At 64.1% G+C, this 12,470-nt stretch carries 11 protein-coding genes; 2 read left to right on the top strand and 9 right to left on the bottom strand.

Annotation, left to right across the window (positions count from 1 at the left end; translation table 11 throughout):
- Positions 1-7 precede the first annotated feature (7 nt).
- From ACVJNE_RS08390 to bglB, 6 genes are all read right to left on the bottom strand, one after another.
- Positions 8-1,060 (bottom strand): carbohydrate ABC transporter permease, encoded by a 1,053-nt coding sequence (locus ACVJNE_RS08390; RefSeq protein WP_499564621.1) that lies wholly within the window; start codon positions 1,058-1,060, stop codon positions 8-10.
- Entirely contained in the window at positions 1,060-2,034 is a 975-nt protein-coding gene (locus tag ACVJNE_RS08385; RefSeq protein ID WP_499564925.1) for a carbohydrate ABC transporter permease, read from the bottom strand. The genes ACVJNE_RS08390 and ACVJNE_RS08385 overlap by 1 nt, the downstream gene beginning before the upstream one ends.
- Positions 2,035-2,096: 62 nt before the next feature.
- Positions 2,097-3,362 carry an ABC transporter substrate-binding protein gene (locus ACVJNE_RS08380; protein ID WP_444727055.1) on the bottom strand — a complete coding sequence of 422 codons (1,266 nt, stop codon included), beginning with the start codon at positions 3,360-3,362 and terminating at the stop codon, positions 2,097-2,099.
- Positions 3,363-3,399: 37 nt separating this feature from the next.
- On the bottom strand, positions 3,400-5,937 hold the full coding sequence (locus ACVJNE_RS08375; RefSeq protein WP_499564619.1) for a hypothetical protein: 2,538 nt from the start codon (positions 5,935-5,937) through the stop codon (positions 3,400-3,402).
- Positions 5,934-6,770 carry a 5-dehydro-4-deoxy-D-glucuronate isomerase gene (gene kduI, locus ACVJNE_RS08370; protein ID WP_499564617.1) on the bottom strand — a complete coding sequence of 279 codons (837 nt, stop codon included), beginning with the start codon at positions 6,768-6,770 and terminating at the stop codon, positions 5,934-5,936. The genes ACVJNE_RS08375 and kduI overlap by 4 nt, the downstream gene beginning before the upstream one ends.
- Positions 6,767-7,873, bottom strand: a complete 1,107-nt coding sequence (bglB, locus tag ACVJNE_RS08365; protein WP_499564615.1) for a beta-galactosidase BglB — start codon at positions 7,871-7,873, stop codon at positions 6,767-6,769. Before bglB ends, kduI begins: the two co-directional genes overlap by 4 nt.
- Before the next feature lie 117 nt (positions 7,874-7,990).
- Here bglB and ACVJNE_RS08360 point away from each other — a divergent pair, with 117 nt between their 5' ends.
- On the top strand, positions 7,991-9,085 hold the full coding sequence (locus tag ACVJNE_RS08360) for a LacI family DNA-binding transcriptional regulator (protein ID WP_499564613.1): 1,095 nt from the start codon (positions 7,991-7,993) through the stop codon (positions 9,083-9,085).
- On the opposite strand, the gene ACVJNE_RS08355 is transcribed toward ACVJNE_RS08360, so the two are convergent.
- Genes ACVJNE_RS08355 through ACVJNE_RS08345 form a run of 3 tightly spaced genes read right to left on the bottom strand, consistent with a single transcriptional unit; the run spans position 9,058 to position 11,638 of the window.
- On the bottom strand, positions 9,058-9,588 hold the full coding sequence (locus ACVJNE_RS08355; protein WP_499564612.1) for a flavin reductase family protein: 531 nt from the start codon (positions 9,586-9,588) through the stop codon (positions 9,058-9,060). The two genes, ACVJNE_RS08360 and ACVJNE_RS08355, sit on opposite strands and share 28 nt — an antisense overlap.
- Entirely contained in the window at positions 9,588-10,481 is an 894-nt protein-coding gene (locus ACVJNE_RS08350; RefSeq protein ID WP_499564610.1) for an aldo/keto reductase, read from the bottom strand. Before ACVJNE_RS08350 ends, ACVJNE_RS08355 begins: the two co-directional genes overlap by 1 nt.
- On the bottom strand, positions 10,481-11,638 hold the full coding sequence (locus ACVJNE_RS08345; RefSeq protein ID WP_499564608.1) for an LLM class flavin-dependent oxidoreductase: 1,158 nt from the start codon (positions 11,636-11,638) through the stop codon (positions 10,481-10,483). Before ACVJNE_RS08345 ends, ACVJNE_RS08350 begins: the two co-directional genes overlap by 1 nt.
- A gap of 126 nt (positions 11,639-11,764) precedes the next feature.
- Between ACVJNE_RS08345 and ACVJNE_RS08340 the strand changes: the two genes are divergently transcribed.
- On the top strand, positions 11,765-12,466 hold the full coding sequence (locus ACVJNE_RS08340) for a GntR family transcriptional regulator (protein ID WP_499564606.1): 702 nt from the start codon (positions 11,765-11,767) through the stop codon (positions 12,464-12,466).
- Positions 12,467-12,470: the final 4 nt, after the last annotated feature.

Genomic DNA, 12,470 nt, shown 5'->3' with positions numbered 1-12,470 from the left:
AGCCCTCCTACTTCAGGCCGGCGCCGGCAATGCCGGTGGTGATGAAACGCTGCAGGAAGATGAACACCAGAACGACGGGGATCATCGTCACCACCGTCATGGCGAGAATGAAGTGCCATTGGACGTTGAGTTCGCCCGCATAGGTGTTGAGGCCGACCTGCAGCGTGTAGAGCTCGCGCCGCGACAGCACTATCAGCGGCCAAAGGAAATCGTTCCAGCGCCAGACCACGGAAAAGATGGCGAGCACCGCCAGCGCCGGTGCGGTCAGCGGCAGCACGATGCGCCAGTAGATCTGCCATTCGGAGGCCTTGTCCATGCGCGCCGCATCGATCAGCTCGTCCGGAATGGTGAGCATATATTGCCGCAGCATGAACACGCCGGTCGGCGTGGCCACCGTCGGCAGGATGACACCCCAGAGCGAGTTGAACAGGCCCATCGCCGAGATGACCGAATAGAGCGGCACGATGATAACGGAGAGCGGCACCATCAGCGTGGCCACGATCAGCATCATCACCGTCGAGCGTCCGCGAAACTGATATTTCGACAGGGCAAAGGCCGCCATCGAATTGGTCAACAGCGTGATTATCGTCGCCATCACCGTCACGAACACCGAATTCCAGAGATAGCGGAGGAAGTCGTTGGCCACGAGCGGCTCGACGTAGTTTTCGGTCGCAAAGGAGACCGTGCGCCTGGGTGTCCTGTCCTGGATATTGACCTTGATGATTTCCTGCGGGTTGGCGGGATCGACCATCTGCGCCACGATGCCGATGCGCCGCACCTCGGCCAGCACGCGCGCATCGCCGTTCTCGTCCGTCACTTCATAGAGCGGCAGCGCATTGTCGTAGCCGTCGACCTGGACGAGTTCGGTGACATAGGGCAGCAGCGTGGGTGGAAATTCCGCCAGCGCGGCAGGCGTCTTGAAAGAGGAGTTCACCAGCCAGGCGGCCGGGCCGAACATCAGGATGAAGCCGCCGATCAGCCAGAACCAGGTGAAGACGTCGGTCCAGTCCCAGCGGGTGCCGCCCCGCCGGCGGAGAAGGAAGCTCGAGACCCTGCTCATCACTTGCCTCCCCGCCTGTCGTTGCGACGCACGATGCCGAGCTGGAACAGCGTCAGCACGATCAGCACCAGCCCCATGAGGATCGAGGCGGCGGAAGCCAGGCCGGGATTGCGCAGATGCGAGGCGAAACCGACCTCGTAGATATATTGGGTAAGAAACAGCGTACTCGTCCCCGGGCCGCCGCCCGTCAGCACGTAGACCTCGTCGAATATCTGCACGGCGCGGATCAATGTCAGCACCAGCACGACAAGCAGGTTCGGCATCAGCAATGGCAGGGTAATGCGCCAGAACACACGGCCCGGCCTGGTGCCATCCATCTCGGCGGCTTCATAGAGTTCCTTGGGGATGGCCTGCAGCCCGGCGAGCAGAATGAGCGCATAGAAGCCCACATGCGCCCACACCGATACGCCGACGGCAGCCGCGAAGGCCCAGTTGCGCTCCACCAGCCAGTTGACCGGCTCGAAGCCCAGTTCGTAGAGGCCGAAATTCAGCAGACCCTGACGCTGCAGGATCCAGCGCCAGATCAGGCCCACCACCACCGGCGACAGCAGCACCGGAAAGAAGAAGACGGCGCGCCAGAAGCTGCGCGCCTTGAGGTCGCGATTGAGCACCAGCGCGGTGACCAGCGCCACGCCGACCATCAGCGAGACCTGCAGGACGACGAAGGCCGAAGTGTTCCAGACCGCAGTCCAGAACAGGTCTTCCCGGCAGGTCTGCCGGTCGAGATAGTTGCCGCAGTCGAAAAGGCGCTCATACTGGTCCAGCCCGACGAATTCTCGGTTCGTCAGGAACAGCGCGTTTCCGCCGGTCATGGAATAGGCGATGTTGACGGCAAGGGGAAACAGCACGAACACGCCGAAGATCAGCATGTTCGGGGCAAGGAAGAAGGCGGCCATCGCATTGGTGCCGCCAAGCTTCTGCAGGCCGCGCAACGGTGGATCGAAGGCGCGCGCAAGCAGGGCTACCGGCGCCATGATGATGGCGCCGGCCCTTCTTGCGATCGTCGTGCTGGCCTTCGCCGTCACGATGGCTCTCGCTACTTCGACGCTTCGGCGACCTGCGCCTTGATGTCTTCGTCGATGCGGGTGAAGGCATCGTCGATCGACAGTTCGCCCGCCATCGCCTGGCTGATGCGTGTCACCAGTGCGCCATAGACCGGCGTACCCCACTTCCAGGCCGGCAGCGCGTTGGCGTTTTCATGCACCTGGCCGGTTGCCTTGACGAAAGCGGTCAGCGCGGCCTTGACGTTGGGATCGTCGCTCTGGAAGTCGATCTCGCCGGCGATGACGCCCTTGTGAGCCGGCAGGAACAGCGTGCGCTCGGTGAACTCGCGCACAACGTCCTCGCTGGCGAGGTAATCCATCACCTTTCCGACTTCCTCGGGGTTCTTGGTGTATTTGATCCCGACGAGGGCGGCACCACCGGGCAGGCCGGAGCAGGCAACCGTGCCGCAGGGCGAGCCGGTCGCCACCCAATCGAACGCATCGCCGATCTTCGTCGACAGGTTGGCGACCTGCCAGCTACCCGAATAGTAGTAGGCTATCTGGGCGTTGATGAAGTCGTCGGCTGCCGCCCGGTAGGTCGTACCGGCAGCGGACACCCAGACGTCCTTGTTCATGCGGCCGCTTTCGGTCCACTCGACCAGCTTGCGCGCAAAAGTCTTGGTGCCTTCATCGACCGGGGCCGGAAGCCGGTCTGGCCCAATATAGTTGGCACCGTAGGACACGTTGGGCGCCGATATGCGGTGGCCGCTTCGGTCGATTGCGAAGGCCGCGTTGAGCTGCTGGCTGTCCTGCACCTTGCCGGCCGCCTCGACCCACTCGTCCCACGTCGCTTCCGGTCCGGGGATCTCGACGCCCGCCTGCTCGAACAGCGTCTTGTTGGCAAAGCCGCCGGTCAGGGTTAGCTGCGTCATGAAGCCCGGGATGATCTCGGAGCCATCCGGCCGCATCCAGTCGAACTGAGCGCCGAGGTTGGTGCGCCAGTATTCGGGGTCCGCCAGATAGGGCGTCAGGTCGAGCCAGTGATCGGCCAGCGTCTTGATATTGGTGACACGGGCGATGTCGGGGCCACGACCCGCTTCCAGCTCTATCGGAAGCTGTTCCTGGATCACCTGATAGGCGACGTTGTCCAGGATGACGTTGATGTCGGGGTTTTGCTCCATGAAGCGGTTGAGCAGGTCCTGGATGACCTCGCCTTCCACGCCGTCAGAATACCACATGACGCGCACGTCGCCGGCAAATGCGACCGTCGACGACATAAGGCCTGCCGTCAGGGCCAGCACAATCTTTCTGCTCTGCATCGTAGTCTCCTCCTTTGGTGCGGCTCCCTATCCGCGTTTACTTGTCTATAGCTGCGCCCGGCAGCGCCCCGGCCTCATGGAAGGCGGCTTCTCCCTTAACAGTCCATTCTGCCGGGTAGACGATCCGGCCCTCCGCCCCCACCCGTCCATCCCGATGGAATCGGACCTCACCATACTCCGGATCGTCAACCAGCAGCAGGCCGTCGGTTTCACGACGAAGCTGCAAAGTGGAAAAGCGTTTTCCGAAGGTCTCGAGCGCGCCATGCCTGCCGACATCTCCCAGCCGCACGATCCATACCGTCTTGCGGCCGTCCGCGCGCAGTTCGTTGCCGGCAGTCGGTCCGCTCTCGACGATGTGCAGCCCAGTGTCGGTTTTCAATTGGAGCAGGCCGTCGCCGCCGCGCGCAAGCGCGCGCCCGCCATCCACCCACGCCTCGTCGAACGCGGCTCCGGGAAACCAGGCATGGGTGAAATCCGGCTGTTCGGCCGCGCAATCGAAAAGCATAACGGCGAGGCCGCGATATTGCTGCACGCGCGGCAAGGTTCCCGAGCCGCCCCAGTAGGACGGGCGTCCATAACCGGAATGGATCGTCTCCCCAGGATGGTTGATCCAGACCTGCGCGTCCGGGTTGCCGCCCATCCGCAGATGCAGCACCGTTTCCTGATAGCCCCACTCGTTCCAGCGATAGGCCGCCGCCGTGCCCATGGCCCATGCGCTAGTCTTGTAGTGGTAGAGTTTGGCGATGCGATCCTGACCCTGCGCGAAACACCATTCCTGATCATCGTCGCGCTCGAAACAGGCGATGGCGGCAAGGGACTCCGGAACCACCAGGCCATGATCGCGGATGCAAAGCGCCAGTTGCGGCAAGGCGTGGAACCGCATGCCGTAGTTGCCATGACCCCACAGCATGCGCGCGATACCAGACAATTCCAGTGACCGTGCGGCGCGCAAGGTGTGCTCGTAGGATCGGCCCTGGGCGCCGGTCAGCACGCCCCGATGCGCCGAGCGCGCGACGATTTCCAGAAGGCGCAGGATCGCAGCGCCGGCGCGGCTGCGAACGCCCTTGTCGGGCGCGAGCGCGTAGAGAATCGTCAGGCCCTTCAGATCGATGGGGAAATAAGGAGCCGAATTGAACTCGGCCATTTCCCACTGTTCGAAATGGTCGAGCCAGGCACGCACGCGCGAAAGACCGACCGCCGATTGCTCCACCCCGGTGCGCCCCGAACGAACGAAGCGCTCAGACTGCATCATGTGGCCGGCAAGATAGGCCGCCGTGTGGAAGAGCAGCGCGTGGTTTTCGGAAAAATACCACTGAACGTCGTTGCCCGGTTCGTCCATCCAGTAGCGATAGCCAAGAATGGCGCTATCGATGCGGCCGCACAGGTCGTCCGACAGTTGGTCGGCAAATGAATGGCGACACCACAGAAGCGGGACGAGAATGAAATCGGCGCAGTCGTGGCAATCCTCGATCGCAGGCAGTGCTGCGGCTATCATCGCTTCGGTTTCGGGCCCGCCTCGTCCCGTCGCAAGGCGCGCGAGCGCCCGAACCGTGTCGGCCTCAGCCCGTTCGGCCACCTCGTCCAGCGCCTCGTCGACCCGGCCCGACAGCGCGGCTGGGGCGGCGCCTTGCCGGTCCGCGTGGCAAATCTCGACACCGAAAACCCGTGACGCGCTGAACCCGCCGACGGAAAGCGCGACGGTGAAATGGCGGAAATCTGCGGGCAATTCGTCCGTCCCGGCGACGGCCAGCCGGGTCTCGCCTGTCTCCATGCGGCGCGCGAACGACACCGGTTCTTCGATCGACATGAAGTCGCCTTCGACCGTGATCGAGACATCCGCTGCCACCGGCAGAGACGCGGGAGTTATCAATGCAACCTCGCCACCCGTGTAGGTGGGGCGCTCGAAATGCATCGTTGCCAACGCATGTTCGATGGCCGCGGCGAGCGTACCTTCGACGGCGACGGGCAGGGCCTGTTCGGCCGCCGGACCTTGCAGATAGTCGAGCTGGAAATAATAGCGTGCATCGCGCTCGGCCAGATCGTCGAACCAGATGCGGATCTCGTTGTCGCCGGCAACGAGATCGGCCTCGAAATCGGCTTCGGCCTCCAGGTTGCGGCCGTAGGGCGCCATCCAGCCGATTTCCGTTCCGTTGACGAAAAGAACCGCCCCACCGCAGGTGCGCAGGCGCAGCCGGGCGCGGCCGGGAGTGGAAGCCGCAAGCGCCGTGCACGCCCATGTGCCGATTACGGTGGGGCGGAACCAGAAACCTGAAAGATCGACACGCGGCGAACCGAACGGAAGCCAAGTGCGCGCCGCGTCGAACGCTCCGACGGGAAGCGGACGTGTGCCACGGCGCTCGGCGGCGAATTGCGCGCGGCAGGGATATTCGTGCGGGATGAAGTTCTTGTGCTTGGTCAGGAAGAAGAAGGGGTCCATCTCCCCCTTCATGGGCTGGTCGGGCACGTCGTAGCGCTGCTCGGCCGTATTGCCGAGCTGCCAGTAGACGACAGGGGACCCGGCCTCGAGCGGCCGGCGCAGGGCAAAATCGCCTCCGACATGCCCCGGTGCGTTCATCGCAGCATCTCCACGGGGACCGGATTGACGTCGTTGTAGGCCTGGTTCTCGCCAGTCATGCCCCAAACGAACGCATAGGGGCCGGTACCGCTGCCCATGTGAATCGACCATGCGGGCGAGATTACGCAGTCGCCATTGGCAACGATGAGGTGGCGCGTATTGTCAGGCCGGCCCATCAAGTGGATGACGCGGTCCTCCGACGCCATATCGAAATAGAGATAGGCTTCCATACGCCGCTCGTGCAGGTGCGGGGGCATGGTGTTCCAGACGCTGCCGGGCGCAAGGTCGGTGATGCCCATCAGAAGGAGGCAGGAGGGCGAGACCTCCGGATGGATATACATTGCCAGGCGCCGCTTGTTGGCACGGTTCTCGTCGCCCAGTTCCAGTGGCTTGGCTTCTTCCTTGCGGATCAGGCGATGCTCGATGTCGGCGCCAGCGGGAACCGAGTTCATGTAGAACCATGCAGGCTGGGCTGAATCGGCGCTTTCCAGCACCACTTCCTGCGCGCCGCGACCGACATAAACGATGTCGCGGTTGCCGACATCGAAGCGCTTGCGGTCGATCGTGACGGTGCCGTTTCCGCCGAGATTGGCGATGCCCATTTCGCGGGCGGTGAAGAAGAGCGGCGTACCGACTTCGGCACCGTCGCCGAATGAAATCGGCGCCTCACGCGGCACGGCGCCGCCGACGATCATGCGGTCCACATGGGTATAGGCGAAGGCGATCTCGCCCGGAATGAACAGATTTTCGATCAGGAATTCGGCACGCAGCCGCTCCGTGCCGTAGCCATCGATGTCACCGGGACCGGCGCCGTAGAGTACGCGCATGTTCATGCCGCCCTGCCTTCTTTCTCTGCTTCGTAATGGATGACACCCTCCGTCAGACAGAGAATCGCCAGCGCCTGCCCGTAGCCCGTCGGCTGGATCGGGATGTCGCGATAGAACTGAAGATCATGCCCCATGCGCGTGCCATAGGACACGTTGCCGAGCACGCCATCGTCGTCAATGTTCGAGAGTACTGCGCCTAGCGCACGCAATCCCGCCTCGCCGCAGCCGCGCGGGCCGAGACCAAGGCGCGCCGCCTTGAGCAGGCCGTAGCCGAAACCCGCCGTCGCCGACATTTCCTCATACGACGAGGCGTCGTCCAGCAAGGTGCGCCACGCACCGGAAGGCGCCTGCAAGTTCAGCAGCGCCTCGATCTGGGTGGTCAGGACGCCGAGCAGGTAGGAGCGGACGGGCTCGTCGATGCCGCCGAGTTCGATCAAGTCGAGAATGCCGACCGTGATCCAGGCATTACCCCGCGCCCACAACGCGCGGGCAAAATTGTGCCGGCCGGCAAACGTCCAGCCGTGGAACCAGAGCCCGCTGTGCGGGTCGGCCAGATAGCGCGCATGGATGAGAAACTGACGCTGCGCCTCGACCACCAAATGGGGCTTGCCGGCCGCTTGGCCGTAGGAAGCCAGGAAAAGAGCGACCATGAAAAGCGTGTCGTCCCACAGCTCGTCATCGTTGATCCTGTCGGAAACGTCGTGCTGGAAACCCGCTTCCGGCGTGCGCGGCAGGCGGCTCACCACCTCGTCCGCCCAGGCGGCCAGCGGTTTCTCCCATCGCGGGTCGCGGGTCTCGCGCCACAGCAGGGACAATGCCAGCATAGGCGCGGTCGTATTGACGTTAAGCGGCGGCAGGCCTTGCTCGATCTGCCTTGAATACCAGTCCTCGACGATGGAGCGCAGCGCAGGGTCCTGCGTGTGCATCCACAGGCGCACGATGCCGTAGAGCCCGACACCCTGCGGCCATTCCCACGAATTGAAGGAGATGTAATCGCCCGCGCTACCGTCGAGATTCGGCTCGTCAAAGCGTCCGTCGTGGCGCAGCGCCGTCATGCCGCCCACCAGCCGCTCCAGATGCGAACGTATCAATCCTGCCGAGGGGGCCACTGCTCCTCCCGAATGCTTGCGGAACCCGCGACAGAGGTTCCACATTGCAAAGACTTGCGCAATCTGAAAATTATTTGCACAGTGAAACCTTCTTGGAGCAGTGGAGCGCGTACCGCGATGGTGTCGGAGGGAAAACGTGGAACGCCCAGCCGGCGGGTGCGCCTCGAAGACGTTGCCGCCCAATGCGGCGTTTCGGTCAGCACCGCATCGCGCGCGCTCGCGAATGCCAAGGGCGTGCGCCCGAACCTGCGCGCGACCATCCTTGAGACGGCGCGCCGGCTCAACTACACGGTTCCGACCTCGATTGCCGGCCGCAAGGTCATTCTCGCGGCCTCCAGCGCGGCCATGCTCGACTATGTGCGCAACCAGTTCACGTTCTATGTGCTGGAGGGACTGGCAGAGCGGGCCAAGTCCCTGGGCGTGGAAGTGGTCTCGCGGGCCATAGCCAACACGGCGGAGGAAGCCGCATTGCTCGCCGATGCCAGGGCGGATGACGGAGTAGTCGGCTGCCTGTTCCTGACGCTCGACGACGAATCCGTGCTGACGCTCGCCAGCGATTTCGACAAGCCCATCGTGCTCGTCAACGGTGACGATCCCGAGATGCGACACTCGAGCGTCACGCCCTGCAACAGGTCGGCGGCGCGGCTGGCGACGGAACACCTGATTGCCCGGGGGCACGAACGTATCCTGTTCCTGATGCGGCGCGGCCGTCGCACGATCGAGCGGCGATACGAGGGATGGCAGGACGCGCTGCGCGCGCACGGGCTGGAGGCTTCCGCCGATCTCGTCGTCGATGTACCCGACTGGCTGCCAGAACTCGCGGCCGAGGCGATCACGCAACGCATCGCAGGCGGCGGACGCGACTTCACCGCGATCCTTGCCGCCGGCGACAGCCTCGCGGTCGGGGCGATGATGGGGCTTGAAAGTGCGGGCCTGGGCGTGCCGGGCGATGTCTCGGTGATGGGCATGGACGACCTGCCACAGGCCGCATTTCACAACCCGCCATTGTCGACGATGCACATTCCCATGCGTGAGATCGGCGCTGCAGCGCTGGACCTGCTGCTTGACGACCTCGGCAGCCAGCGCACGCCACCCCGCCGCATCGAATTCGCCTGCCACATCGTCGAGCGTCAATCGACGGGGCCTGCCCCTGCCGGTGCCGACACTTGGGGCGGCGCGAAGCATCACGCGAACCGGTCAAACCGGCCGTAGCCACCGCCTGCAAAAAGAAGCGGTTCGCCTTCCGCGAAGCTGGCGGCGACGACCCGCGCCACGACGATCGCATGGTCGCCTCCGTCATGCGTTGCCAGCCGGGCGCATTCGAACCGGGAGAGGCACCCTTTCAACAGCGGTACGCCCGCCTCGCTGCGGTCATGGTCGAGCCCGGCAAACGCCTCGCCAGCACGCGCGAAGCGGCGGCTAAGCTCAAGCTGGTCCGCGCCCAGCACGTGAACGGCAAAGTCGCGGCATTGAGCGAAGGCCGGGAAGCGCCGCGAATGGCGACCGATCGACCACAACACGATCGGCGGGTCGAGCGACACGGAAGAAAAGCTGTTGGCGGTAATGCCGACCGGACCCTCCGGCGTGTCCGTCGTCACCACGGTTACTCCGGTCGCGAAGCGGCCAAGCGCATCCCTGAATTCACGCTGGCGTTCCGGGCCGGGGACAAAGCTTTTCATCGGTCGGCCGTGATCGCTGTCGGCGAAGTGATACATCAGGCAACCTCCCTGCCGAGCGCGGCGGTGTAGAGTTCAAACCAGGTTTCGCGGTCCATCGGAACGGTGAGGGCATCGGCAAGCCGTGCGATGCGGGCCGGATCGTTGGTGCCGAGCACCGGAAGGACCCGCGCCGGATGGGCGAGCAGCCAGGCAACCGCGACCGCACCCGCATCGACGCCGAATTTTTCGCCGAGCCCGGCCAGCAGTTCCGCAAGCGGACCCTGCGTCTCGCGCACCAGCCGGCCGCCACCGAGAGGCGACCATGCCATCGGCGCGATGCCCCGCTCCTGCAGGAACGCCACGTCGCCGTTGACGAAGGCATCATGGGCAACGAGCGACAGTTCGATCTGGTTCGTGACCAGCGGCACCTTCATCGCCGACTGGAGCAGAGTCCAGTCGTGCGGGCGGAAGTTCGACACGCCCACCGCACGGACCTTGCCCGAGCGAACGGCCTCGTCGAGCGCTGCCCCGGTCTCGTGATGATCCATGAACGGGTCCGGCCGATGAACAAGCAGCAAATCGATGCGCTCGATGCCCATCGCGCGAAGCGATTCGTCAATGGACTGCCGGATGTGATTAGCCGACGTATCGTAGTGTTTCACGCGCCTGTCGGCGTAGCGGCCCATCGGCGCGACGATGCCGCATTTGGTGACGATCTCCAGCCGGTCCCGCAGCGCGGGTGCCGCTTTCAGGCAGGCGCCCAGCAGACCCTCCGCCGTATAGCCACCATAGATGTCGGCCTGGTCTATGGTGGTGATGCCCTGCTTCAGGCAAGCTTCTATCTTGGCCTGAACGCGCGCCGGCGAGGTATCGCGGTCGTCGCCCAGCCGCCACATGCCGTAGACGATGCGCGACAGTTCCAGCCCTTCGCCCAGTTTCACCCGTTCCATCAGCGGCGCTCCCCCGTTCCGAGCGGCGTTGCCGGCACATCGGCCGGCACGCGGTCGTAGACATGCGGCAGCGAGCAGGTTTCCAGATGCGGCAGAACCAGCCTGCCGAACGCCTCGCATTCTTTGAGATGCGGATAGCCGGAGAAGATGAAGGCGCGGATGCCCATCTTGCGATAGGCCTCGATTTCCGAGAGTACCTGATCCGCAGAACCGACGAGAGCCGCGCCGCAGCCCGAGCGGGCGCGCCCCACGCCCGTCCACAGATGTGGCTCAATGAAGCCTTCCGCATCCGCCGCATCGCGGTTCTTCGCCTGATGCGCCACGCCCAGCGATGTCGAGTCGAGCGCGCGCGAGCGGATGGCGGTTCCCTGCTCGTCATCCAGTTTCGAGACCAGTTCACGGGCATATTCCCGCGCCTCGGCCTCGGTGTCGCGCACGATCATGTGGACACGCAGCCCGTAATCGAGCGTACGGCCATGCGCTGCGGCACGCTCGTTGACGGCGCGCATGCGTCCGGCAAGCTGCTCCTTCGTTTCGGGCCACATCAGATAGACATCGCAGTGCTCGGCGCAGAGTTCGAGGGCGTCGGGTGAATAGCCGCCGAAATAGAGCAGCGGGCCGCCGTTCTGCTGATAGGGCCTGGCGGGATCGGCCGAAACCTTGGCCAGATCGTAGACCTCGCCTTGATGGTCGATCTCGTCGCGCGTCCAGGCCTGCTTGAGGATTTGCACCACCTCGCGCGAACGCTGGTAGCGGAAGCTGCTGTCGGCAGTCTCGCCGGGAAAGTCTGACGAGATGATGTTGAGCGTTAGCCGACCCTTCAGCATGTGGTCGAGCGTCGCCACCGTGCGCGCCAGCATGATCGGTTGCATCTCGCCACAGCGGATGGCCGCAAGCAGGTTGATCTTCGAGGTGATGGGTGCGCAGCCGGCGACGAAGGAAAGCGTGTCCTGCCCCACCTGATAGGACGAGGGACACAGAATGTTGCGGAAACCCAGCGCCTCGGCACGGGTGACGATCGTGGAGCAATGTTCCCAGCTCGACCGCAGGCTGCCGTCGGGAACGCCCAGATAGCGATAATCGTCCGAGCAGAGCGCCGAGAACCAGGAAACTTCAGAAGCTTCGAGATCGGCGGATGTCACCGGCACGACGGTCATCGTCTCATCCCTTTCCTGCAGCGAAGGACCGAGCGTTGAGGCTGCTTTGCGATCGGCTGCAATTTCCTATTGCGTAACACTCACATTGATGTAAATCAATAGTGTATCAATTTTTGCTGTGCTGCCATGTCCGACCGCTACGCCTTGCCGCTTCACCAGCAGATCAGCGAAATGCTGATCCGCGAGATCGCGGCCGGGCGCATGATCGACGGGGAAAAGCTCGCACCCGAGCGCGAGATGGCGGCAAACCTCAACGTCGCCGTCGGAACGCTGCGCAAGTCGCTCGCCGACCTGCATGCCAAGGGTCTGCTGGAGCGCGTGCAGGGTTCGGGCAACTATGTCCGCTCGCGACCGGACGTCGACAGCATCTATGCGCTCTTCCGGCTTGAACTGACCGAAGGCGGCGGACTGCCGACAGCGCGCGTTATTTCGGTCGAGCGGCTGGCAAAGACCGCCGACATGCCGCGTTTCGGCACGAGTAGCGAGGCGCATCGAATCCGCCGGCTACGGAGCCTCGGCAGCAGGCCGGCGGCGGTCGAGGAAATCTGGCTCGATGGCGACTGCGTCGAGACGATCGTGGCGGAAGACCTCTCCGATTCACTCTACCTGTTCTACCGGCAGGCGCTGGGTATCTGGATTTCGCGCGCGGAAGATCGCGTCGGCGTCGACGCCGTGCCGCCATGGGCTCCGGCGGAGTTCGGGCTGGCCGCCGGGGCGCCGGCTGGCTTCATTGAACGCATCGGCTGGACCCAAGACGGCACGAGCGCGGAATTTTCACGAACCTGGTTCGACCATACCAAGGCGCGCTATGTCGCGCGGCTGCGATAGGAAC

The sequence above is a fragment of the Mesorhizobium sp. DxT genome (assembly GCF_058448885.1).
The sequence above is the reverse complement of the archived record's forward strand: the minus strand, read 5'-3'. Positions and strand labels throughout refer to the sequence as shown.